The organism is Nocardia gipuzkoensis (assembly GCF_021183645.1).
In the GTDB taxonomy this organism is placed as follows: domain Bacteria; phylum Actinomycetota; class Actinomycetes; order Mycobacteriales; family Mycobacteriaceae; genus Nocardia; species Nocardia abscessus.
Window position 1 is genome coordinate 5786656 of record NZ_CP089225.1, and the last position, 24116, is coordinate 5810771.

The window sequence follows — 24116 nt, forward strand, 5'->3', positions numbered from 1 at the left end:
CGACCGGCGAGTGGCACATGGTCGAGGCCGAGTCCGAGCGGACCTCTCGACCATGCGCCACTCGGATGAGTCAGGTCGGGGTGGGCGTGCGTTCCTGGACGGTGGTGGGGATGATGCGGGGGCGGCGGGGGGACCACCAGTTGGCGGGGCCCATGAGTTGGACCAGGGCGGGGACCAGGAGCATGCGGACGAGGGTCGCGTCCACGACGAGGGCGATGATCATGCCGAGGCCGAGGAAGCGCATGGGGTTGAGCGGGGACAGGGTGAACGCTCCGGTGACGATCACCAGCAGGGTTGCCGCGGCGGTGATCACGCGGGCGGTCTTGACCGTGCCTGCCCGCACCGACGCGGCGGTGTCGGCGCCCGCGTCGTGCGCCTCGACCATGCGGGACAGCAGGAAGACCTCGTAGTCGGTGGAGAGCCCGAAGACGACCGCGATGATCAGCACCAGCATGCCCGCGGTGATCGGTCCGGTGCTCACGCCGAGCAGGCCGGACAGATGCCCGCCGCAGAAGATCCAGGTCAGCACCCCGAACGTCGCTGCCAAACTCAGGAACGCCATGGCGACGGCCTTGAGCGGCAACACGATCGAGTGGAACGCCGCGAACAGCAGCACTATCGTCGCCGCGACCATGACGAGGATCATCAACGGCATCCGCGCGACGATCGAGCGCACGCTGTCGACGGTGGCCGCCGTATCGCCGCCGATCCACAGCGCGGTGCCGTCCGGTGGAGTCAGTTCGCGGATGCCACGAACGGTGTCGCCCGCTGCTTCGGTGCGGTCGGTGCTGCTCAGGAATGCGTGGAAGACCACGAAGTCCTCCGCACGACCCACTTGCACCACTTGCCGTACCCCCTCGACCTTGCCGAGTGCGGACACGGTCGCCTCGACGGCGCCCGACTGCGGTGGGCCGTTCACTCCGTGCAGCACGGCGGTGACCCCGCTACCCGCGGCGGGGAACTGCGCGGTGAGTTCCTCCACGACGGTGCGCATCTCATTGCCTTCGGGCAGCGCGCGATGGTCGATGTCGCCGAGCCGCAGACCGGTCAGCGGAGCCGCCAGCACCAGCAGGACGGCGCCGACGACCACGGTCACCAGACCCGGGCGCCGCAGCACGCGGTCGACCAGGCGTCCCCAGAACCGCTCGGCGCGATCGGTGGCCCGCGCCGTGCCGATGCGCGCGCCGAACAGCGCGAGCAAGGCGGGCAGCACGGTGAGCGAGAGCGCGGCCGCCAGCGCCACCGCGGTGATCGCGCCGATGCCCAGTGACCGCAGCACCGCCTGCGGAAAGACGAACGTGCCCGCGAACGCGCAGATCAGCAGGAGTGCCGAGAACGCGACGGTGCGGCCGGCCGTGGCGTAGGTGCGAGTGATCGCGCTGTTCACGTCGTGCCCGTCGGCGATCTCCTCCCGGAACCGGGTGACCAGGAACAGCCCGTAGTCGATGGCCATGCCCAGCCCGAGCAGCGAGGCGACGTTCACCGCGAAGGTGCTCACCTCGGTGAACTCGGCGAGCACGCGGATCGCGCCCATGGCGCCGAGCACCGTCAGGCCGCCGACCACCACCGGAAAGGACGCGGCGATGAATCCGCCGAACACCGCCACCAGGATCACCAAGGTCAGCGGCAGCGAGAGGGATTCGGCCCGGAGTAGATCGTGCCGGGACTGCTCGTTGATCTCGGTGGAGATCGCGCTGTAGCCGGACAGATCGGTGGCGATACCCGGAACCCGGAGCTGGGGTTCGAGGTCCGGATACGCGCTGACACGCCGGTTGGCGTCACCGGCGAGGTACACCACCGCCAGAGCGTGCCGATTGTCCGCCGACCGTAGGAACTGCCTGCGCGCGAAACCGGCGTTCCAATAGGTTTCGATGGGTCGTTGCAGCATGGCCGGGTCGATCCGGGCCAGCGTCTCTTGGACGCGGGGGCCGATGTCGTCGACCGTCTGTCCCTCCGGTGCGGCGTACCGCACGACCACGTCGGGGTTCTGCGGGCCGAAGTGCTCGGATACCAACTCGTCCACTCGCGCCGACTCGCTTCCGGGATCGACGAACCCGGCCGCGGTGACTTTGTCGGATGCTCCGAGTCCGAGCGAACCGGCCAGCAGCATCACTCCGGCCACGACCGCGAGGACGATGCGGGGCCGGGCGAGGACGACGCGAACCGGGCCGGTCATCGCGCGACCGCCTCGGGCGCCGCGAGCTCGGATTCCAGCCGCGCGGCGATCTTGTCCAGCAGCGCCTCCAACCGGGGTTCGATACCGGCGCCATTGCGGCAGGAGACGGTCAGCTCCAGCTTCCCGCCCGCTTCGGCCATGGCGAACAGCAGTGGCATCGCGCCGCTGTGCTGAGGTAGCAGCCGCACGTCGGTGGGTGTCCAGCCGGGCACCGCCATCTCGTCCAGATCGAACGCGCCCATATGGGACACGGTGGCCGACACCATGTTCCGGTTCAGTCGTGCACCCAGCCAGTTGCTCACGCGCAGCACCCCCCGGATCACGCCGGGCGGGAATTTCGACAGCCGGCCATTGTCGAGCTCGTTGAGCTCCCGCCGTTCCCGCAGCCCGCTGCGCATCCGGCCGCTGATCGTCTCCCAGTTCTCGCCGGGGGTGACGTCGAGGAACAGCGGCAGCGCCAGGTTGGCGGTGGAGCGCAGGGCGGGGTCGTGCCTGCGCAGGTCGACCGGAATCATGAAGCGCGACTTCGCTCCCGACTCCGCGGCCAGGATCGCCGCTACCCGAGCGACGATGCCCTTACCGGTCGCGTCGATCGTCCGGTGGCGCAGCAGCCAGCGCGCGGCATCCCGGTTCTGGCGTCCGCGCCCGGTCGCCGCCTTGAAGGTGGGCAGCACCAGGGTCGCTTTACCCGGCGTGCCGATCCGGGCCACGAGTTCGGCATCGGCGATCGGATCGGGTGCGCCGAGCGGGGGGCATCCGCGCAGCGCGCGGAATACGTCGTCCACCCACAGGCGCAGGCCCATCCCGTCCATCACGCCGTGGAAGGCGCGGAACACGATGGTGGTCTGTTCGCCGGTGAGCAGCAGCACTTCGGTGGTGCGGTCCGGCGTCGGACCGATAGGTGTGTTCAGCACCGCGTCGTTCTCCAGCCCGGCGTAGTTCAGCGACCAGCCGGGCACGTGGCGAACGGTGGCGGCCAGACCACAGTCCACCCAGTCGTCGCCGTCGCGGACCAGGCGTGCACCGGGGTTGGCGGCCGATGCCACGTCGACGGCCCGCTGCACCGCGGCCGGATCCAGGCTGCCGTCGCCGTGGACGGCCAAGTGCATGACGAACGGCGGAGTCACCGCGCGCGTGAAGAAGTACAGGCGTTCGGTCGGGGTGATCTTCCTGCGGAAGACGGTGGCGTTGCTCATGCTGGCCTCCGGTACCGGTGGGGTGTTCAGCGCAGATTCCGGGTGAGTTCGACCGCTCCACCCTGGGTTTCCAGCCACGCCAGCAGGTCGGTCAGGCCGCGGTCGCGGTCGATGACCGGCTGGTAGCCGAAATCTCGTGCGGCGGCGGTGGTGTCGTAGGTGGCGCTGCGGGACAGCAGCGCGACGGCGTAGCGCGACAGCGGAGGCGACCAGCGGGTCGCGACGGCCGGGATGCGCCAGATCGTCTCGACGACCCGGACCGCCGCGTTGATCACCGTGGGGTTGGGTTTGCGCGTCGGCGGCTGGTACCCGAGCCGGGTGGCGACCTCGCCGAGAAAGCCCCAGACATCCGTCTTCTCGGCATCGGCGACAAAATACGCTTTGCCGCCCACCGCGTCCGAGCCCGCCGCCTTCACACAGGCGTCGACGATGTTGTCGACGTGGCAGAGCGAGGCGTAGACGGTGCGGCCGAAGGACAGGTCCGGCAGTTTCCCCATACCGGCGCGGCCGAGCATCCGCACGATCGGACCGGACCGGTCGCCGGCGCCCCAGATCGCGCGTGGGCGCAGGGCGCAGGTACGGAATCCCGGGCTGTCGGCGGCCAGCACGGCTCGTTCGGCCGCGGCTTTGGTCTCCGAGTACAGGTTCAGGTAGCGCCGCGGATACGGCAGCGATTCATCGACGTCGACCTGGTCACCGCCGTAGTAGTCCATCATCGCGCTCGGGCTGGAGATGAATACGAACCGTCCCGTTCCGCCTCGACGGGCTGCCTCGAGCAGCCGTTCGGTGGCCCGGACGTTCTCGTTCCAGAACTGTTCCCTGGTGCCGCGCTCGTCCACCCGCGCCGCGCTGTGGAACACGATGTCGACGCCGCGGGTCGCCTCGTCGAGCGAGGCGGGGTCGGTCAGATCGCCGTAGATCAGCTCGATCTTGTCGATGTCGTCGCGCAGGTCGGCCAGGTTGCTGGTGCGGCGCACCAGGATCGACACGTCGTGCTCGCCGTCCCGTACCAGCCTGCGCACCAGCGCACCGCCCAGAAAGCCGGACGCGCCGGTTACCAGTATCTTGCTCATTGCACTCTCTCCTCGCCGGGCTGGGTTCGCCACCAGGTCAAGCCGAAGATCTGCGTCAACACCGCGGTCTCCCACCGGCCGCGGCCCGAGCCCTCGGCGGCACGCAGGGCCGCCGGAATCTGAGCCGCGTGCACCACGATGCTGAGGAACGCGTCGATCCACCACACCGTGCGCAGAAGCCGGCTGTCCGGGACACGGTCGGTTGCCGCGGCCAGCGCGCCGCCGGCCAAATACAGCCACCCGATGACGGGAATTGCCCGAAATACAGTCGTTTTCATTTGTTATTCGTCCGTTCCGAGCCGTTCGGCGGCCCACACCGCGAGTCGTTCGCGTCCGATCTTGGCGTTGTGCCGGATATCGACCGGGAAGGACGGATGGACCAGGAAGTCGGCGATCGTCCTGGTGAGGTCGAACTGTGCGCCGCGAGTCCGCAGCGCGGGTTCGACGAAGTCCGGGTCGGCGCCCGGCTTCACTTCGACGCAGAGCACCGGCCGCTGTGACCCACGTGGGCCGATCCCGACCAGAGCGGTACGGGCCACGCCCGCGACGTTGTTGAACACCTGCTCGACCTGAACGGTGAACATCGGTCCCTGCGCGGTGATCACCCGCTGGCTCTTGCGTCCGCAGAACCAGATCCGGCCTTGCTCATCGATCCATCCGAGATCGCCGGTGCGGTGCCAGATCCGATCGCCGTCGATGATCTTGCCCTGCGCGTTCGCCTGCTCCGGCCAGTAGTACCCGGTGCTGACGTTCGGCCCGGCGACGACGAGTTCGCCGATGCCGCGGGTGGTCTCCAGCTCACCGGCCAGTTCCTCGGCCCGGCCCATGGTCGGAATCGGCTCGTCGGTGATCGCCACGATCCGCGCCTGCACTTGGTAGGCCGGTCTGCCGACGCAGGTGCCCTCGCCGTGCTGTGCCCGCTCGACCAGTCCGTTCAGCAGTTCGCGGGATTCGATGGTGGACATCGGCAGCGCTTCGGTGGATCCGTACCCGGCGACGACCTCGGCGTCCTCGTGCAGCACCTCGCGCAACCCCGCGACGCACCAGTCCGGTACCGGAGCACCGCCGGAATAGATACTGTCCAGCGAAGGCAAGGTAACCGGGTGAGTACGCAGGTACTCGAGCAGCGGGATCAGCACGGCGGGGGAGGCGAACATGGTTCGCACGCCGAATTTCCGGATCGCGTCGACCACGTGCGCGGGATCGGTCGCGCCGACCTTGCTCGGGATCAGCGGCGGCAGCACACAGCGCGAGCCCAGCAGCAGGTCGAGCACGCCGACCAGCGGAAGGGTGATCAGCGAAGCCTCCGGCGTGATCTCGCCGCGCGCCATGTGCACCTGGTCGACCATCGCGGCCAAGTTGCCGTAGGTCATTCGCACGGCTTTGGCCGGTCCGGTGCTACCGGTGGTGAACGCGATCAGCAGCAGGTCGTCGTCGGTGGCCGGGCTGCCGGGTGGCACCGGAATCGTCGGTGTCCGGCCCCATGCCCGCAGCGATGCGCCCCGCCAGAACCAGCGTCTGCCGACCGTGACCGCGGTACGGACGGTGCGGAAGCTGCGCCGGAACAGCACGCGCAGCGCGTGCGCCTGCGGGATGCCGATGAACACCTCGGCATCCACGGCGCGCAGGCAGCGCAACATCTTCCGCACGCCCATGCCCGGGTCGATCACCACCGGCACCGCCCCGAGCTCGAGCAGCGCGAACATGATCGCGTACAGCTCCGGGCTCGGTAGTACCAGCACGATCGTGCGCGTTCCGGTGCCGACACCCGCCGCGGACAGCCGTCCCGCGATCGCTTTCGACCACAGGTCCAGCTCGCGATACGTCAGATGCCGGTAGGCCGGCAGGCCATCGGGGTCGACCCCGTGCGCGTAGCGAACCGCCACCCGGTTGGGATCGGTGCGGACGACCGCACGAAACCGATCGATGGCCTGCCAGTATGTTCCCGTTGTCACGCAGGCGCCCCGGCGAATACGGGCAACCGGTACAGCACCGCCGCGGCCGCCGGGCCCGCGCCCGCTGCGACGAACAGCACCTGGCGGTACTCGGCGAGGCCATCGTCCACGATCGCCGAGTCGTACGCCGCGGTGAGCGCGGCCGTGTGCGGGTCGCCGTCACGCAGATCCGGGAGGCGGACCGAGCGCTGGTCGATGCCGAGGGCGGCGGCCAGCTTCTTCGGGAACTCCGGGCTCGGCGTCGACGCGATCAGCGCGATCTCGCTCAGCGAGGCGTGGTCGGACCCGGCGAGCGCTCGGCGCGCGGCGTCGAGGGCCACCTCGAGCAGGCGGTCCTCGAAGCCGGGCTCCCGCTCCACGGTGATCAGGTTGCGGCCGCGGTCACCCATCGTCGAAATGTCGAGATAGCCCTCGACTGCCGGCGTGCCCTCGCCCTTCACGGTATGCACCGTGCCGAAGCCGTCCGGTTCGTCGGTGCGCTCCAGCAGCAGCGCCGCGCCGCAGGTGGAGTACGGGAACTCGTCGTCGGCGACCGAGCGGGTCATCGACGGATGGGTGTCGCCGGACACGATCAGCACGTGCTCGGCGCTACCGGTCTCCAGGACCGAGGTGGCCACCTGGATCGCGTTGACGACGCTGACCGCCCCGTTCATCAGATCGAACGAGAAGGTCCTCGGGTCGTCTTTGGCGTATTCCAGGCCGATCCCGGCCGCCTTCTGGATCAGCGCCGACACCGCGGGTTCGACGGTATTCGAATCGCGGAAGATGCCCGCGTTGATCAGCAGGCCGACCTGATCGGAACGGATTCCGGCGCGCTCCAGGCTCTGCCTGGCGGCCCGGGCGGTGTGCTCGACGATGCTGTAGGTGTCGTCGGACCGGCTGATGCCGGTGGACTTGATGCGCACGCTCATGACTGACCTCAGACCTTCAGCGACGAGATGGTGGTGGACACGAACCCGGTGACGATGCCGGAGGCCGCGGGCACCAGCAGCAACTTCGATCCCGCGGGGAGGTTCTGCTCGCTGAGCTGATCGTGCAGGACGATGAAATGCGATGTGGTGGAAGTGTTTCCGTACTTCTCGATGACCCGCAGATCCGGCGGCATCGGGCTGCCGAACTCCCGTTCGGCGATGGCGTTCATCCACGGAATGGCGGCGGCGCCGAACTGGTGGTGGATGACGTAGTCGAACTTCTCGTCGGCGAAGGTCTTGCCCCGCGCCTCGAGGAATTTGCGCTGGGTATTGGTGCCGAGCAGGAAGCGGTCTTCGTTGTGCATCCGGCGGTTGTCGGTGTACATCGCGACACCCTGGGATTTGTCGCTCGGCATGCCGAGGCACAGGTGCGCGTACTCCGCGGCGGTCATCATCTCGATGTAGTGGATAACATCTTTTTCATCGACGGCCTGGTCCAGCACGATCGCGCATCCGGAATCGCCGACGGTCAGCGCAGCGAACTGCGGATCGTATTTCTCGGAAATCTCCCGGACCGCGGTGTCGGCAATTTCGGTAATCGCCTCGCCGCTGACCACGAGTCCGTTGCGGACGGCGCCGGATCGGATCATCCGGTCCAGGATGTAAGTGCCGGTGAGCATTCCTGCGCAGGCGTTGGAAATGTCGAAGACAATGGCGTTCTTTGCACCGATAAGACGGCTTATCGACATGGCGAACGAGGGCTCCATATACATGCGGGTGGCATGCTTGCCTCGCGAGATCGAGGTGGAGATGATCACGTCGATGTCCTCTGGGCCGTACTGTGACCTGGACAGACAGTCCTCGACAGCCTTCATCGCCAGAGTGAAGGAGTCTTCGTAGCTTTGCGGTCGAGTGTCGCGTACCCGGCGTTCACGGACGCCGGTGATTTTCTCAAGATCGAACGAAGGGGGTTCCTTCATTCGGGACAGCAGCTCCTCGGTGGTAACGACAGTCGAGGGCAGATAGGCGCCGATGGATTCGAAACGAGAATGGGGAGACACGAGCGCTCCTGAAATCGTTGACATATACGGTTCCGGATCGACTCTGATCGTCGGTGCATTGAACACTACCCGACAGTAACAACAAATGGCTATATCCCGTGGAGGCCGGGCGTCTGAGACGGGAATCACTCGCACAGGTATCTGTTTCGTGAGGTATCACCAACTGGTGACCGGCTGGCTATGGCGTTCGCAGTATTGCGATGTGACCGCCCGTTTCGGTTTGTCGCGGCTTTTCGAGTGCCGGGCGCGGTGGGCCGCCATGCGCGGGTTCATGCGACGCTTTCGGAACGGCAAGCGATCGGCTATTGCCGGATGGTGGCAATTCGTGAGTGGTCCTCGGGACGGCTCCCTCGGCGGATGTGAGTGACTTCACTACGATCGCGGCGGGTGCGAGCCGCTCGGTATCGCGCATGTGTCCCTCCGGTATACGCGGCGAACCCTGTTGCGGCGTAAGGGAACACGCAACCCGGATGACTTTGCTCCGATGCGTGTCTCGAACCCGTCACCTGGCCCGATAGGCTCAGGGCAGGCGGGTGCAGCGGTGTGCCCGGACGTACGTCGGCGATCGAAGGAAGAGGTTATGGCCACCGGTGTGGAGCATGTCGACGTCCTCATCGTCGGCGCCGGTCTCTCCGGCATCGGCGCGGCCTGTCATCTGAGCCGGGCGTTGCCGCAGCGGACCTACCTGCTCCTGGAGAGCCGGCCCGCTCTGGGTGGAACGTGGGACCTGTTCCGCTACCCCGGCATTCGCTCCGACTCCGACATGTACACCCTCGGCTACCGGTTCAAGCCGTGGCTGGGCGAGGAATCGATCGCCGAAGGGGGTGACATCCTCGCCTACCTGCGCGAGACCGCGGCCGAACACGGCGTCGAGCGCCGGATCCGCTTCCACCATCGCGTGCTGGGCGCGGAGTGGTCGAGCGCCGAGAACCTCTGGACGGTGCGGGCGGAGCGCACCGACACCGGCGAAACCGTCACGATTACCACAGGATTCCTGTTCTCGTGCGCAGGGTACTACCGCTACGACACGGGATACTCGCCCGGCTTCGCCGGCTGCGAGCGCTTCGCCGGCCCCATCGTGCATCCGCAGTTCTGGCCGGAGCACCTCGACTGCGCGGGTAAGCGGGTGGTCGTCATCGGCAGCGGCGCCACCGCCGTCACGCTCGCTCCCGCGCTCACCGCGGGAGGCGCGCGGGTGACCATGCTGCAGCGCAGCCCGAGCTACATCATCTCCGCGCCCGCACGCGATCGCTTGGCGCTCACGGCGCGCCGCTTTCTGCCCCCGCGTGCCGCGTACGCGCTCGCCCGCGCCGAGAACATCGCGATCGCCACCGCGCTCTACCAGCTCAGCAGGCGCGATCCCGCGGGCACGCGCAAGCGCATCCGCGGCTGGCAACAGCGCTGGCTGCCCGCGGGCTACGACATCGACACCCATTTCACGCCCCGGTACAACCCGTGGGACCAGCGGCTGTGCCTCGCACCCGACGGTGACTTCTTCCGCGCCATCCGCCACGGCCTGCTCGACGTGGTCACCGACCGGATCGAGACCTTCACCGAGCACGGTCTGCGCTTGGCTTCCGGCGCGAACTTGGACGCCGACATCGTCGTCACCGCAACGGGTTTGAACCTGCAGGCCTTCGGCGGCGTAGAGCTGGTCGTGGACGGCTCGCCGGTGGCGCCGCGGGAGCGCATGGCCTACAAGGCGATGATGCTGTCCGACGTACCGAACTTCGCCTTCGTGGTCGGCTATCCGAACGCCTCCTGGACGCTGAAGGCGGACCTGGTCTCGGAGTACGTCGTCCGGCTGCTGAAATATATGGACGAACACGGATATGTGCGGTGCGTACCCGTCCGCGACCCGTCGGTGGGCGCCGAGTCGCTGTTCGGCGGCTTCACCCCCGGTTATGTCCGGCGCGCCGCGAACCTGTTTCCGGTGCAAGGTGATCGGGCGCCGTGGCGGCTGCGCATGAACTATCTGCGCGATCTGATCACCTTGCGTTATGGCCGGATCGCGGACCGGGTCATGCGGTTCGAGCGGGCGCAGGGCGCCCGCGACTAGGCCTCGGTGCTCAGCGACGAGCGTGCCGTGGCGATCCGCTCGATGACGTCGGCGGCGTGCGCGTCGAAACGTGCCCGCGAAACGGGGATCTCGCCGTCGAGCCAGGGGCGATAGAGGTAGGCCAGCGCGCCGAAGATGGCGCTGGCGTTCAGCGCGTAGTCGTGCTCGTCGGGGACCGGTTGGGTGTAGTCGCCCGCGCTGATGGTCAGCGCGATCGGCGCGGTGAACAAGCCGATGAGTTCGTTGGCGCGTGGCATCAGCACCGGAGTGGCCTGCGATTCGATGAACATGATCCGCCCGCGGCGGCGGTCCTCCAGCAGATAGTCGGTGAAGACGGCGACCATGTGGCGGAACATCGCGTCCCGTTCGATGGGCGCGTTGGGCAACTCGTCGAGCAGGCGGTCGCGCGCGCCGAGGACCACCGTGTCCAGCACTGTCGTCAGCAGCGTGTCCAGGTTCTGGAAGCTCTCGTAGAAGTAGCGCTCGGTCAGTCCGGCCTGGCGGCAGACTCCGCGCATGGACGTCTCGGCGGCGCCGACGCTCGACATCAGCTCCGTGCACGCCTCGAGCAGCAGTTCCCGGCGTGCGGCGACGCGATCGGCGGGCGACTGCCCGCGCCAGCGGCGCATGCCCGGAATCGACCCGTCGGCTTCGTCCATTGCGTCATCCTCTCATAGCGGCCGAATTGACATCATGTGATGTTGACAGCATGTGATGTCACTAATACATTGCGGAGAACGCCGATCGACTACGAGGGGTGCGGGATGGGCTCTGCCGTGTACGCCGACCAGACTCACGCCATCAACGCGCGAGCCGTGGAGTTCGACTTCGCCACGGTGCCGATGCATTACATCCCCGGCGAGGCGATGGCCACCCACATCATCAACGTGATGCACCTGGTGCTGCCCGAAGGCGAGCGCGCGATGGCGCAGGCGCTGGCCGAAGCGCTACCGCTGATCGAGGACGAGCGGCTACGCGAGGAGGTCCGCGGCTTCATCGGCCAGGAATCCATGCACGCCAGTTCGCACGAGAAGGCGCGCGAGCAACTGGAGCGGCTCGGCCTCGACGTCGGGCCGATGGTGGACCGGGTGACCTGGCTGGTCGACCGGGTCCTCGGCGATCACGGACTGAGCGGGCGGGCCAAGCGGGAGTGGCTGTGCGAGCGGCTGGCGCTGTTCGCGGGCATGGAGCACTACACCGCGGTGATCGGCGAGTGGCTGCTGACCAACGACAAGCTCGAAGCCAAGGGCATGCATCCGGCGATGCTCGACCTGATCCGCTGGCACGGCGCCGAGGAGGTCGAGCACCGCAGCGTCGTCTACGACGCGTACATGCACGTCGACGGCGGATACGCCCGCAAGGCGAGGCAGGCGCTCATCGCGAGCGCCGGTTTGCTCGTCCTGTTCGTCCTCTCCGGAGGCTACCTGTTCCACAAGGACCCGTCGAAGCACAAGGGGCGATTCTGGCCGCTCCAGCTGGCCAGCGCGTCGGTGCGCGGGGTGGTGCCGAGCTTCACCACGTTCCTCACCGAGATCCCGCGCTATCTGCGGCCGGGCTTCCACCCCTCGCAGCTCGGCCCGATGGACAACGCGCTGCGCTACCTCGCGCAGTCGCCCGCGGCGCGGGCGGCGAACGCGTGACCGCCGTCGGGGAGCGGTTCGAGCCCGGCGCCGCGCTGCGGTTGATCGGCTCGGCGGCCGACGCCTACAAGCGCCTGTTCGTCGAAGGCGATGCCGCCCGGCTGCTTTCGCGGCCCCGTCCGGTACGGCGCAGCGGCTACGACTTCGAGGTGATCGTCGACCGGATCGGGCACGAGGCCGACGGGGTGGTCAGCTTGTGGCTGCGCCACCCGGAGGGCGGTCCGCTGCCCGCGTGGACGCCCGGCGCGCACTTGGACGTCTTCTTGCCCTCGGGTCGTCAGCGTCAGTATTCGCTCACCAACGATCCCGCCGACCGGGGGTTCTATCGCATCGCCGTGCGCCTCATCGCCGACGGCGAGGGCGGCTCCGCGGAGATCCATCGGGAGCTGCGGGCGGGAGACCGGCTGGGCGTACGCGGTCCGCGCAACGCGTTCCCCTTCGTCGCGGGGGCGCCCAGCTACCTGTTCGTCGCGGGCGGCATCGGGATCACCCCGATCCTGCCCATGGTCGCCGCGGCCGAGCGCGCCGGAGTGCCCTGGCGGCTGATGTACCTGGGCCGGGCCCGCTCGCGCATGCCGTTCCTGTACGACTTGGCCCGCTACACCGGCGGTGACGTGGTGGTGCGGCCGGACGACGAGTTCGGCGTACCCGACGCGCGGATGATCTTCGAGCAGACGCCGCCCGGCGCGGCGGTGTACGTCTGCGGGCCGCCGCCGCTGGCCGAGGCCGCGCGCGCGGTGCTCGCCCTGCACGAGCCGACGGCCTCGCTGCACACCGAGCGGTTCTCGCCGCTGCCCGTGCGGGACGGCGAGCCGTTCCGGATCAGGTTGCATCGCAGTGGGTTCGACGTGGAGGTCGCCGCCGACGAGTCCGCGCTCAGCGCGATCCGGCGAGTGCTGCCCGGTGTGGCCTATTCCTGTCAGCAGGGATTCTGCGGCACCTGCAAGACACGGGTGCTCGCGGGCGCGGTGGACCACCGGGACCGGTCGCTGCTCGAATCCGAGCGCTCGGCGGCAATGCTGACCTGCGTCTCCCGGGCGCGGGGCGGCGAACTCGAATTGGATCTGTGAGCTCGGCGGGCAACGGCGCTCGCGGGTGGGAGGAAGACATGACCGAAGGCGCGGATCCGGAGCACGTGCCGATCGCTGTGATCGGTGCGGGTATAGCCGGTATCGGTCTGGCGGTATCGCTGCGCGAGGCGGGGATCGAGGATTTCCTGCTGCTCGAGCGCGCGGGCGAGCTCGGTGGCACCTGGCGGGCGAACACCTATCCGGGCTGCGCCTGCGATGTGCCCTCGCATCTGTACTCGTATTCCTTCGCACCCAATCCGGATTGGTCGCGCACCTACGGCACGCAGCGGGAGATTCTCGACTATCTCCGGTCGGTCGCGGCGCGCAAAGACGTGGTGCGGCACATGCGGTTCGGGGCAGAGTTGCTCGAAGCGCGCTGGGACGACACGGCAACGCTGTGGCGGCTTCGCACCGGTCGCGGTGATCTGACCGCGGACGTGCTCGTTTCCGCCGTCGGGCCGTTCAGCGAGGCACAGATCCCGCGGGTGCCGGGCGCGGAAACCTTCGCAGGGACGCAATTCCATTCGCTGCACTGGGATCACGAGCACGATCTCACCGGGGAGCGCGTCGCGGTGATCGGAACGGGCGCCTCCGCCGTGCAGTTCATTCCCGAGATCCAGCCGGTGGTCGGCACGTTGACGGTGTTCCAGCGTTCGGCGCCCTGGATCGTGTCGCGGCTGGATCGCCGCACGCTGTCCGCCGAACGCGCGCTGCTGCGCCGGATGCCCGTGCTCGGCAAGGCGATCCGTGGTCTGTACTACACCGGAATCGAAGGATTCGGCCTGGTCGGCTTCGTGGACAAGCGTTTCCGGCATCCGTACGAGGCGCTCGGGAGGCTGCAGCTGCTACGCCAAGTGCGCGATCCGGCGCTGCGCCGCAAACTCACCCCCGGCTACGTGATCGGGTGCAAGCGAGCGATCTTCTCCGACGCCTACTATCCGGCTCTGACCCGGCCGAACGTCGAGGTCGTGACCGAAGGCATCCAGGAGATCCGCCCGCGGTCCATCGTCACCGCCGACGGCGCCGAACATGCGGTGGACACGATCATCTGGGGCACCGGATTCGGTGTGCCGCCCGCGGTTTTCGACCGGGTGCACGGACTCGGCGGGCAGTCGATCGGCGACCGGTACCGCGAGCGGCCGAGCAGCTACCTCGGCACGACCATAGCGGGCTTCCCGAACTTCTTCTGCACCCTCGGACCGTTCGGTGCGGCGGGCAATCAGTCCGCGATCTATATGATCGAGGCGCAGGTGCGCTATATCGTCGATGCCGTGACCACCATGCGTGCGCAGAACATCCAGCGGATCGATGTGCGCGAGGAGGTGCAGCGCGCCTTTCTCGACGAGGTGACCGAGCGCAGCCGCGACACCGCCTGGCTGACCGGCGGTTGCCGCAGCTACTACCAGACCGCCGATGGCGGCAACGCGGGCCTGTACCCGAACTGGAGTTTCGAATACCGGCGGCGCACAAGCCGATTCGATCCGGAGTCCTACCGGCTGCGGGCGGGGTGAGCGCCGTGGTCGTCGACCTGCTGCGTCAGCTGCTGTCCCCGCCCGCCGAGAACCGGCTGGACGTCCGCGATCGGGTGGTGGTGATCACCGGCGCGGGCACCGGCATCGGCCGGGCGCTCGCCGAAAAACTCTACGCCTCGGGCGCTTCGGTGGCGCTCATCGATATCGATGAAGCCGCCGCCGCTGCGGTCGGGCGTTCCATGGGGGACCGCGCGCTGGTTGTGCGCGCGGACGTCTCCGATCGGATAGGGATGCGTGAAGCCGTCTCCCGGGTACGCCAGCGGTTCGGCCGGATCGATGTCGTCGTAGCCAATGCGGGAGTGGTGCCCGAGCCGGCGACGATCCGGAGGATGAACCCGGGTGACTTCGATCGGGTCATCGGGATCAACGTGACCGGGGTGTTCAACACCGTGCACCCCGCGCTGGACGACATCGTCGCCGCCAAGGGGCACGTCGTGGTGGTTTCCTCCGCCGCGGCGTTCGCGCCCGGCATGGGCGGTTCGCCCTACATGGTGAGCAAAGCCGCGGTCGAGCAGTTCGGGCGGGCGCTGCGGGTCGAGCTGGCCGCGGTCGGGGCCACCGCGGGTGTGGCCTACTTCGGCATCGTCGACACCGCGATGACCCACGGCACCCTCGACGAGGACGAGCTGGGCGCCGACCTGGGCGCGTTGCTGCCGTGGCCGCTCAACGTGCGCATCACCGTGCGCGACGCGGCGGAATCCATCGCCGACGGCATCGCCCGCCGCGCGCCGCGCACCATCGCGCCGCCGCAGTGGGAGCCCTACGCACTGTTGCGCGGCGTGATCAACGTGGTGCTGGACAGCAGGCTGGCGCGCGACCCGCGCGTGCACGACCTGATCCATCGGGTGGAGCAGCGCGTCATCGACAGCAACCCCATCACCCCGATACCGCGCTGAGGCACGCGGGCCGGTCTACGGCTCGGCGGGGAAGATGGTGGGCAGCGTCAGCGCGTACTCCAGATCCGCCCGCGTGCCGAGCGTGGTGAGCAGCACCCGGATCATCGTCAGGCGAGCCGCCGCGACGGTTTCCGCCTCCGGTTCGGCGCCGGGCGCGGTGCCGGCGGAGATCCGGTAGACCACGTACTCGCACAGGTGCAGCGCGGCGTCCAGATCGAGCGGGCTCGGCACCGGGCGGCCCAGCTCGGTGAACGTCTCGCGCACCAGGCCGCGGATGTCGTCGAGCGCGCGCTCGCGGTACGCCGACACCGGCGAGCCGGGATCGTGCAGTTCGGCGAACAGCGGCCGCAGCATGGGGCCGTGCCCGCTCGCCCAGTCCAGGTAGGCGTCGATCAGCCGGATGCCCAGCTCGACCGGCTCGTCGGTGCCGGTCAGCGCCGTGCGGATGCCGCCGACCAACCCCTCGTTGGAGGCGTCGAGCACCGCCAGCAGCGGTTCGTGCGCGTTGCCGAAGTAGCGGTAGAAGGTCGGCCGGGCCAAGCCCGCCTGCTCGATGATCTGCGCGACGCTCAGACCCCGGGATCCGGTGCGGGTGAACACGTCCGCGGTCGCGAGCACGATCCGGGCGCGGACCTCTTCGGCCTGCTCCTGGGTCTGCGGCGGCCTTCCGCGCCGCGCGGTCGTGGACTCAGCCGACATCGTGCCGCCTCACAACGCGGCCCCCGGAGTTTCTGTGCGCCACGACGAACAGCTTGACACGAGGTGTGACATGAACATTAATCTAACACCACTGTTCATTAAATGAGGCGCGCCTGCGGCGTAGCCCATGTCCTCGAGAGGACCGCCCATGACGACCACCTCGCAGCCGGTTACCGCCGACGCGCTGCCCTCGTCGCTGGTGCAGCCGTTGCTCGCGCACGCCGTCGCCGGCGGCGCCCCCGCTGTCGAGGTGTTCGCTCCCGCGACCGGCGCGAAGATCGCCGACCTGCCGCAGTCCTCCACCGAGGACATCGAGACCGCGTTCGCCACCGCGCGGCAGGCACAGCGCGAGTGGGCGCGCCGTCCGGTCCGGGAGCGGGTGGCGGTGCTGCGCAGGTTCCACGACATCGTGCTCGCCGAGCAGGACGCCATCCTCGACATCGTGCAGACCGAGACGGGCAAGGCGCGGGCGCACGCCTTCGACGAGGTCGGCGACGTGGCCGTGAACGCAAGGTATTACGCCTCGGTGGCCGCCCGGCTGCTGGCCACGCGCAAACCGCGCGGCGTGCTTCCCGTGCTCACTCAGGTCGACGTGCGGCACCGGGCCAAGGGCGTGGTCGCGGTGATCTCGCCATGGAACTACCCGCTGGCCCTGGCCGCCTCCGATGCGCTGCCCGCCCTGGTCGCGGGCAACGCCGTGGTGGCACGCCCGGACAACCAGACCGCGCTGACCGCGTTGTGGGCCATCGACGCCGCCGTGCGCGCCGGATTGCCGCGCGGCCTCTGGCAGGCGGTGCTGGGCCGGGGTTCGGTGATCGGTGGCGAACTGATCGCCCGCGCCGACTACGTCGACTACACCGGCTCCAGCGCGACCGGACGGACCATCGCCCAGCAGGCGGGTGAGCGGCTGATCGGATACTCGCTCGAACTCGGCGGCAAGAATCCGCTGCTGGTACTCGCCGACGCGGACGTGTCGCGCGCGGCCAAGATCGCCATCCGGGCCTGCTTCGCCTCGGCCGGGCAGCTGTGCGAGTCGATGGAGCGGATCTACGTGCACGACAGCGTCTACGACCGCTTCGTCGCCGAGTTCGTCGGGCACGTCGAAGCCATCCGGCTGGGCGGCGGTCTGGACTACGGCAGCGACATGGGATCGCTGACCTTCCAGCGCCAGCTCGACACGGTGATAGCGCATGTGAACGACGCGGTGGCCAAGGGCGCCACGGTCCTGGCGGGCGGCCGCGCGCGCCCGGATCTCGGACCGTACTTCTACGAGCCGACCGTGCTGGCCGGAGTGCGGCCGGGGATGACGGTCCACCGGGAGGAGACCTTCGGCCCCGTGGTCTCGATCTACCGCGTGAGCAGTGACGACGAAGCCGTCGAACAGGCCAACGACACCGCCTACGGACTCAACGCCAGCGTCTGGACCAAGGACACCAGCCGCGGCCGCGCGGTGGCGGCGCGGATCGACGCGGGCTCGGTGAACGTCAACGAGGGCTTCATCGCCGCGTGGGGCAGCGCGGACGCGCCGTCGGGCGGGCTCGGCATCTCCGGCACCGGACGCAGGCACGGTCCCGAGGGCCTGCTCAAGTACATCGATACCCAGACCATCGCGGTGCAGCGGATGCTGCCGATCGCGCCGCTGCCCGGCATGTCCGAAGCGGTATGGGCCAAGACGATGACGCTGTACTTCGGCGTCATGAAAACGCTTCGGCAGAAGTAACTCCCACGACTCACGGATCAGGAAGCAGTACGGATGAAACTGGACACGGTTGCGGGCAAGAGGGTTCTGGTCACGGGAGCCGCGATGGGCCTGGGCAAACTGTTCGCCGAGCGCGCGGTACAAGAAGGCGCCGCCGCGGTGGTGCTGTGGGACATCAACGAGGCCGCGCTGAAGGACACCGCCGCCGAGCTGACCGGCCGCGGCAGCGCCGTTGCTCACCATGTGGTCGACGTGGCCTCGCCCGAGGCGATCACGGAGGCGGCGGCCTCCGTTCGCGAGCAGGTCGGCGGCATCGACGTCCTGGTCAACAACGCGGGCATCGTGCGCGGCAACAGCTACTTCTGGGAGACCGGCGACCGCGCCGACATCGACAAGACGATGGCGATCAACTCACTCGCCCCGATGTACGTCACGCTGGAGTTCCTGCCCGCCATGGTCGCAGGCACGACCGAGGCGCGGGTGCTGACCATCGCGTCCTCGGCGGGTCTGGTGTCCAACCCGCGCATGAGCGTGTACGCCGCGTCCAAGTGGGCGGCGCTGGGCTGGTCGGACTCGGTACGCATCGAACTGGAACAGGCCGGCCACGACCACGTCAAGGTCACCACGGTCTGCCCGACCTACATCAACACCGGCATGTTCGAGGGCGCCAAGGGATTCCTGTTCACCCCGATCCTGGAACAGCACAAGGTGGTCGACACCTCGTGGCGCGAGATGAAGAACGGCACGCCACTGGTCGTGCTGCCGTGGACCTCGCGCCTGAACAAGGCGCTGTCGGGCCTGCTGCCGATCAAGCTGCGCGACCTGTTTCTCGACACGGTCGGCGTCTACCACTCGATGGACCAGTTCACCGGCCGCAAGAAGTAGCAGGGCTCGATCCGGCGGGGTCGCGGCCGCCGCAGGATGAGGCCGAGCAGGGCGGCGCCGTCGTCAACGGGGGCGGCTGCCGATGACCACCGTGGCGTAGTGCTCGTCCGATTCCGCGACCAGTCCGTCGAGGCCGTGCTCGGCCAAGACGGCCAGGGCGAGCGGCGCCTGACTTTCGCTGGACTCCACGAGCAGATGCCCGCCCGGGGACAGCCAGTCGGCGGCTTCCGCCGCGACCCGGCGCAAGACGTTCAGCCCGTCCGGGCCGCCGTCGAGGGCGGTGCGCGGTTCGTGGTCGCGAGCCTCCGGCGGCATCCGCGCGATCATCTCCGAGGGGACGTACGGGGTGTTGCAGAGCAGGATATCGATGCAGCCGCGCAACTCCTCCGGCAGAGCCTCGAAGAGATCCCCTTCGTAGACCGGTGCGCCCAGCGGCGTGAGGTTCTTGCGGGCGCATTCGACCGCGACCGGATCGATGTCGGAGGCCGCCAGCGTGACCGGACGGCCCGCGGCGGCCGCGCTCGTCGCCGCCGCGAGGCCGAGCGCTCCGGAGCCGCAGCACAGATCGACCACCACCGGATGCCCGGCCTTGGCGTGGATCAGCTCGACCGCTCGGTCCACGAGGAACGCGGTGCGCTGCCTCGGCACGAAAACGCCGGGCGACACCGCGACCCGCACCCCGCGGAACTCCGCCCAGCCGAGCAGGTGCTCGAGCGGGCTGCCGGTGACGCGCTGGGCGACGAGCGATTCGAGCGCCACACCGGTCTCCGCGGCAGCCGCCGTGAGCAGCCGCGCCTCGTCCTCGGCGAACACGCAGCCCGCCGCCCGGAGTCGGGCGACCAAATCGCTACCACCGGCTGAGGTCACCCGGCCATCCTGCCGCGCGCACAGCCGATCCCGCCAACGGTTTTTCCCAGGGCGATCGGGACCGGCGGCCGTGGATGCGCGTCCCGATCGCCCGGCAGGTCAGCGTGCCGTGCTGAGCTGGAATGTGCGGGTGGCGTCGAGATAGATGCCGCGCTGCGCCGGCCTACCGGGCGGCGGTAGCTGCGAGACCAGTTGTTCGAGCGAGGTCGTGGCGCCGACGACCCTGGTGCCCGCGACGATGAAATCCGCCACGGCACGGCGGATGTGGTTGGGTGAGGTGACCACGATCGCGCTCGTCGCACCGACATCGCGCAGCAGCCTGGTGCTGAACAGGGCGTTCTGCACCGTCGAGCCCGCGCGGCTCTCCACGTGGATGCGTGTCGGCGGCACGCCGTGGCCGACCAGCCAGTCGCGCATCGCCTCGGCCTCGGTGATGCCGTTCTGCGGATTCCCGCCGGTGACGACGATCGGCGAGAGCGGCGCGGCGATCGACTGCAACCACGCCGCGGTGAGCCGGCTCACCAGTTCCGGACGCAGCGCCCCGTCCGGCAGCAGGCCGTAGCCGAGCACGACGATGCCGGTCTGCGGTCCCGCCAGCGCGGGCAGGGGATTCGGCAGGGTGCCCACCGCGGCGCGGATGGCGCCGAGCACGTTGTCGGTGCCCTGCGCGAGGTCCGGATCCACCACGTGCAGCCGTGTCATGGCGTCCAGGAACGCGGGCAGGTCACCGGCGTAGTCGGACCAGATCGCCTGCAGAGCGAGCGCTTCGGCGTCCCCGGGATCGGAACCGATCAGATTGCGCAGGTCGGCGCGGCCCGCGGCGTCGTCGCCGTTGGCGAAATGGTGCTGGGCGGAGTTGTACAGGGCATTCGTGTCCGGTATGGCGTGCGCGGGGACTCCGGCCAGGCCGGTGAGCGAGAACGCGGCGAACGACGCCGCGACGAGAAGTTTCCAATGCCTCGAGATCATCACTACAGTCGTCACCTTTCCGCTGATGAACGGGTTGGCACGTGCTAGCAGTTAGCTGTGGGCAAGCACGGATCACGATACGGGCGAATTCGCCCGCTATCCCGCAATTTGCGCGCCGGGTGGTTCGATGTCGTCGCCGAAGGCTGCCCACCCTTCGATCGGTCAGAAGACGGCTTCGTCCGGACGGTCCACCGGGTGGTTGCTATATATTTGCGTGACCCGATGCGGGCGGCGGAGGGATTCGTCCGGCCGCGCCCGATAGGCTGTGTCAACGTGGATACCGTTTCGCTGTCCGGCAAGGAACTCGCCGCCGCCGTCAACGCCGATACCAAGGCCCGCGCCGCCGCGCTCACCGACCGCGGCACCACCCCGCGCCTCGCCCTGATCGTGGCCAACGACGACCCGGCGAGCGCCTGGTATGTCAACTCGCTGCGCAAGGCCGCCGAACGCCTCGGAATCGCTTGCGACACGGTCGATCTCGGGCCGGAAGCCGGTGTGGCGCAGATCCGCGCCGAGCTGACCGCGCGCGGTGCGGACGCCGCCACCGACGCGATCATGCTGCAGACCCCCCTTCCTGCGGGTGTCACGCTCGACGACGTGAGTTCGGCGATCGTTGCGTCCAAGGACGTCGACGGCGTGAGCCCGCTGTCGCTGGGCCTGCTCGCGGCCGGGCTGGACGGTTTCGTGCCGGCCACCTCCGAGGCCGTGGTCGAACTGCTCGAACATCACGAGATCCCGCTCGCCGGCCGCCACGTGGCGGTCGTCGGCCGCTCGAACGTCGTCGGGAAGCCGCTGGCTCAGCTACTGCTGGCGAAGGACGCGACCGTCACGGTGTGCCATTCCCGCACCGCCGACCTGGCTGCCGTCACCGCCGCGGCCGACGTGGTCGTCGCCGCGGCGGGCCGCATCGGCCTGATCTCCGGCAAGCACGTCCGCGAGGGCGCGGTGGTCATCGACGTCGGCACCAACGAGGCCCTCGACGGCAAGATAGTCGGCGATGTGGACGCGGACTCGGTGCGCGGCAAGGCCGCCGGACTCAGCCCCGTCCCCGGCGGCGTGGGGCCGGTCACCACCGCCCTGCTCATGCGCCACGTCGTCATCGCGGCCGAATCTCGCTGAGCGAGCGCTCTTCGCGCGCGGAGTCCTACGCGCGCGCGATGGCGCTGATCAGGGTGCGATCGCCGTCTTTGGTGGTGGTGACGAGCTGCGGGTTGTAGGTGACCGGTTGCTGCCCGGGGCGATGTTCGGTGACGACCACGATGTATTGGCCGGCGAACGCTCCGGGCGTGATCGCCACGCAGTGGGTGGTGCCCTCCGGGATGGTGTCGATGCCGCGCTGGATGGCGTCGGCCGTCTGGACGGCGGCATCGGCGGTGGTGGTGGCGCGCACCTGCTCGCCGGAGCGGGTCACGTAATAGGCGTGCTGGAAGGCGAAGATCACCGCGGGCCCGGAATCGAAACCGCCTACGCCGCTGCCCTGGATCCGGTTGCCGACCCGCTCGGCGGGGCACTGGGCGCCCGCTGCCGCGGGGACGCTGACCTGAACGGACGGTGCCGGTGCGGCGGCCTGCGGGTCGGAGCCGCCGGTTCCGAATTGCATAAATGCCGCGAAGCCCAGCGCGGCGACACCGAGAGTGCCGAGCGCCGGTACCGCCCACCGCCGCGTCGCACGAGGCGCGGGGGAGCGGTCGATCAGGCCGGCGAATTCATCCTCGTACCGGTCCGGATCGGGCTCCGATGTCGGCACGGGAGCCGGTGGCGGCGCACCGGCGGGCGCTTGATCCATCCACGCGGACCACTCGCCGCGATACTCCTCGCCCGCCGCGGGCGCTTGTCCCGGCCCCCCGGCACCGTACGGATTTCCGCGGTCATAGCCGGGTCGCGCGCTCATCTCCGGTCGATCCATTGCCCCGCCCTTCATCAGGTCCCCGTCAGGTTATCCGCATCGCCACGATGCGGGAACGCCCTGCCACCTTCACAATTGAGCCGTCACGCTCCCCGGAGGATACTGCGCGGTAAGTCGATCGGGCACACCCACGGACGACGCACCACCCGCCGGATTCGTCTCGGGCGGCCCCGCGCCGGTCTGCCGCGTGGACCCGTAGGAGTGCCTGGTCGTGCCCGAAAGGAATGCCGCCGCACTAGGGTGACCTGGTGCCTCTTGCCGCAGCACGCCGATCGAAAACCACTTCGGCGCCGTTGTCCGCGGATTTCCGTCGTTTATGGGGTTCGCTGACGGTCGATCAGTTCGGTAGCGCGCTCGGCATGGGCGCGATGCCGTTGGTGGCGATACTCGTCGTGCAGGCGTCGGATCTGCAAGTGGCGTCGATGGCTGCTCTCTCGGGTATCGCCGCGGCGGCGATCGCGCTGCCCTGCGGATCGTTCATCGAATTCCGTCGCAAACGCCCGGTGATGATCTCCACGTGCCTGGCCTCGTTCACCGCGTTAGCGAGTGTTCCCATCGCAACCTGGTCGGATGTGCTGACCTACACCCAGCTGTGTGTGGTGGTCATGGTCCAGACATCCTGTGGGATCGTGTTCAACGCGGCCAACGGCGCTTACCTGAAATCGATTGTGCCCGAGTCCCTCCTGATTCGCGCCAACGCGCGCGTCGAGACGACGTTCTGGACGGCTTCCATGGTCGGCGTGCCGGTCGGCGGCGCGCTGATCTCGATGTTCGGCGCCACGATCACCATCGCGCTCGACGCCGCGAGCTATGTGCTCGCCGCGATAGGGTTGCGCGGCATACGAACCGAGGAAACCACCGGTCCGCCGGAATTGGCTCGCGCGCGCAGGCGCTGGTTCGACGAACTCCGCGTCGGATGGTCCTACATCTTCGGCGACCCGACACTGAACCGGCTGTTCTGGAATGCCATGTTCTTCGGCGGCGCCCTCATGCTCACCAGCCCGCTGCTCGCGCTACTCATGCTGCGCGAACTCGGCTTCCCACCCTGGCAGTACGGGCTGGCCCTCGGCATCCCCACGGTCGGCGGCTTGCTGGGATCTCTCTGCGCACCGGGACTGGTGAACCGGCTCGGTCCCCGGGCGGTCCTGCTCGGCTCCGGCACCTTGCGCACCTGCTGGCTGGGTCTGCTGCTGCTTGCGGGCCCCGGCGTCCCCGGATTGCTCATGATCATCGCTGCGGAAACTCTTCTGTTGCTGTGCGCCGGAGTGTTCAACCCGGTCTTCGCCACCTACCGCATGAGCCACACCGCCGACACCCATATGGCTCGCGTCGGTACCGCATGGTCCGTCAGCGCCAAATGCTTCCAACCCGCTTTCATCGCCTTCGGCGGGGTCATCGCTGCGGTGACGAGTGTTCGCGTCGCCATCGCACTCGCCGCTGTAGGACTGCTGACCAGTTCGCTGCTGTTGCCGTGGCGGCAGCAGCCAGCGTCTCAGGGCGCATGAGTGGCTTCCGTGGGTAG

General features: G+C 68.8%; 21 protein-coding genes. 9 read left to right on the plus strand and 12 right to left on the minus strand.

Features of this window, described 5'->3' with window-relative positions; all coding sequences use genetic code 11:
* Positions 1-70: 70 nt before the first annotated feature.
* From LTT66_RS26450 to LTT66_RS26480, 7 genes are read right to left on the minus strand one after another with little or no spacing between them, the layout of a single operon-like run.
* Entirely contained in the window at positions 71-2176 is a 2106-nt protein-coding gene (locus LTT66_RS26450) for an MMPL family transporter (RefSeq protein WP_233061098.1), read from the minus strand.
* Entirely contained in the window at positions 2173-3372 is a 1200-nt protein-coding gene (locus tag LTT66_RS26455; protein WP_233061099.1) for a peptide synthetase, read from the minus strand. The genes LTT66_RS26450 and LTT66_RS26455 overlap by 4 nt, the downstream gene beginning before the upstream one ends.
* 26 nt (positions 3373-3398) lie before the next feature.
* A complete protein-coding gene (locus LTT66_RS26460; protein WP_233061100.1) occupies positions 3399-4445 on the minus strand; it encodes an NAD-dependent epimerase/dehydratase family protein in 1047 nt (348 codons plus the stop codon).
* Complete coding sequence (locus LTT66_RS26465; RefSeq protein ID WP_195033626.1) at positions 4442-4723, minus strand: hypothetical protein; 282 nt, start codon at positions 4721-4723, stop codon at positions 4442-4444. Before LTT66_RS26465 ends, LTT66_RS26460 begins: the two co-directional genes overlap by 4 nt.
* A gap of 3 nt (positions 4724-4726) precedes the next feature.
* On the minus strand, positions 4727-6400 hold the full coding sequence (locus LTT66_RS26470) for a fatty acid CoA ligase family protein (protein ID WP_233061102.1): 1674 nt from the start codon (positions 6398-6400) through the stop codon (positions 4727-4729).
* A complete protein-coding gene (locus LTT66_RS26475) occupies positions 6397-7311 on the minus strand; it encodes a beta-ketoacyl-[acyl-carrier-protein] synthase family protein (RefSeq protein WP_233061104.1) in 915 nt (304 codons plus the stop codon). Before LTT66_RS26475 ends, LTT66_RS26470 begins: the two co-directional genes overlap by 4 nt.
* 8 nt (positions 7312-7319) lie before the next feature.
* Positions 7320-8396 (minus strand): 3-oxoacyl-ACP synthase III family protein, encoded by a 1077-nt coding sequence (locus tag LTT66_RS26480; RefSeq protein ID WP_233069406.1) that lies wholly within the window; start codon positions 8394-8396, stop codon positions 7320-7322.
* A 556-nt stretch (positions 8397-8952) separates the two neighbouring features.
* On the opposite strand from LTT66_RS26480, the gene LTT66_RS26485 reads away from it, so the two are divergent.
* Positions 8953-10431: a flavin-containing monooxygenase gene (locus tag LTT66_RS26485; RefSeq protein WP_233061106.1), complete on the plus strand. Its 1479-nt coding sequence runs from the start codon at positions 8953-8955 to the stop codon at positions 10429-10431.
* On the opposite strand, the gene LTT66_RS26490 is transcribed toward LTT66_RS26485, so the two are convergent.
* Entirely contained in the window at positions 10428-11090 is a 663-nt protein-coding gene (locus tag LTT66_RS26490; RefSeq protein ID WP_233061107.1) for a TetR/AcrR family transcriptional regulator, read from the minus strand. The two genes, LTT66_RS26485 and LTT66_RS26490, sit on opposite strands and share 4 nt — an antisense overlap.
* Positions 11091-11195: 105 nt before the next feature.
* Between LTT66_RS26490 and LTT66_RS26495 the strand changes: the two genes are divergently transcribed.
* Genes LTT66_RS26495 through LTT66_RS26510 form a run of 4 tightly spaced genes read left to right on the plus strand, consistent with a single transcriptional unit; the run spans position 11196 to position 15569 of the window.
* Positions 11196-12071, plus strand: a complete 876-nt coding sequence (locus tag LTT66_RS26495) for a metal-dependent hydrolase (protein ID WP_233061109.1) — start codon at positions 11196-11198, stop codon at positions 12069-12071.
* Positions 12068-13141 (plus strand): PDR/VanB family oxidoreductase, encoded by a 1074-nt coding sequence (locus LTT66_RS26500; protein WP_408638677.1) that lies wholly within the window; start codon positions 12068-12070, stop codon positions 13139-13141. The genes LTT66_RS26495 and LTT66_RS26500 overlap by 4 nt, the downstream gene beginning before the upstream one ends.
* A 38-nt stretch (positions 13142-13179) precedes the next feature.
* On the plus strand, positions 13180-14652 hold the full coding sequence (locus LTT66_RS26505) for a flavin-containing monooxygenase (protein WP_233061111.1): 1473 nt from the start codon (positions 13180-13182) through the stop codon (positions 14650-14652).
* A gap of 5 nt (positions 14653-14657) precedes the next feature.
* Positions 14658-15569: an SDR family oxidoreductase gene (locus LTT66_RS26510; protein WP_233061112.1), complete on the plus strand. Its 912-nt coding sequence runs from the start codon at positions 14658-14660 to the stop codon at positions 15567-15569.
* A gap of 15 nt (positions 15570-15584) precedes the next feature.
* Here the strand turns inward: LTT66_RS26510 and LTT66_RS26515 are convergent, their stop codons facing one another.
* Positions 15585-16268: a TetR/AcrR family transcriptional regulator gene (locus LTT66_RS26515; RefSeq protein WP_233061114.1), complete on the minus strand. Its 684-nt coding sequence runs from the start codon at positions 16266-16268 to the stop codon at positions 15585-15587.
* A 148-nt stretch (positions 16269-16416) separates the two neighbouring features.
* On the opposite strand from LTT66_RS26515, the gene LTT66_RS26520 reads away from it, so the two are divergent.
* On the plus strand, positions 16417-17988 hold the full coding sequence (locus tag LTT66_RS26520) for a succinic semialdehyde dehydrogenase (protein WP_233061116.1): 1572 nt from the start codon (positions 16417-16419) through the stop codon (positions 17986-17988).
* Positions 17989-18021: 33 nt separating this feature from the next.
* A complete protein-coding gene (locus LTT66_RS26525; protein ID WP_233061118.1) occupies positions 18022-18852 on the plus strand; it encodes an SDR family NAD(P)-dependent oxidoreductase in 831 nt (276 codons plus the stop codon).
* Positions 18853-18915: 63 nt separating this feature from the next.
* Here LTT66_RS26525 and LTT66_RS26530 read toward each other — a convergent pair whose 3' ends face one another.
* Both LTT66_RS26530 and LTT66_RS26535 read right to left on the minus strand, forming a co-directional pair.
* Positions 18916-19719, minus strand: coding sequence for a putative protein N(5)-glutamine methyltransferase (locus LTT66_RS26530; RefSeq protein ID WP_233061120.1), 804 nt, complete (start codon positions 19717-19719; stop codon positions 18916-18918).
* Between the two features lie 99 nt (positions 19720-19818).
* Positions 19819-20688 carry a YdcF family protein gene (locus tag LTT66_RS26535; RefSeq protein WP_233061121.1) on the minus strand — a complete coding sequence of 290 codons (870 nt, stop codon included), beginning with the start codon at positions 20686-20688 and terminating at the stop codon, positions 19819-19821.
* Positions 20689-20745: 57 nt separating this feature from the next.
* On the opposite strand from LTT66_RS26535, the gene LTT66_RS26540 reads away from it, so the two are divergent.
* The gene (locus LTT66_RS26540) at positions 20746-21807 is read left to right on the plus strand and encodes a bifunctional 5,10-methylenetetrahydrofolate dehydrogenase/5,10-methenyltetrahydrofolate cyclohydrolase (RefSeq protein WP_233061123.1); all 1062 of its coding nucleotides are present in this window, start codon (positions 20746-20748) and stop codon (positions 21805-21807) included.
* A gap of 25 nt (positions 21808-21832) precedes the next feature.
* Here the strand turns inward: LTT66_RS26540 and LTT66_RS26545 are convergent, their stop codons facing one another.
* Complete coding sequence (locus LTT66_RS26545) at positions 21833-22579, minus strand: hypothetical protein (RefSeq protein WP_233061125.1); 747 nt, start codon at positions 22577-22579, stop codon at positions 21833-21835.
* 263 nt (positions 22580-22842) lie between these two features.
* On the opposite strand from LTT66_RS26545, the gene LTT66_RS26550 reads away from it, so the two are divergent.
* A complete protein-coding gene (locus LTT66_RS26550) occupies positions 22843-24099 on the plus strand; it encodes an MFS transporter (RefSeq protein ID WP_233061127.1) in 1257 nt (418 codons plus the stop codon).
* The last annotated feature ends 17 nt before the right edge of the window (positions 24100-24116 follow it).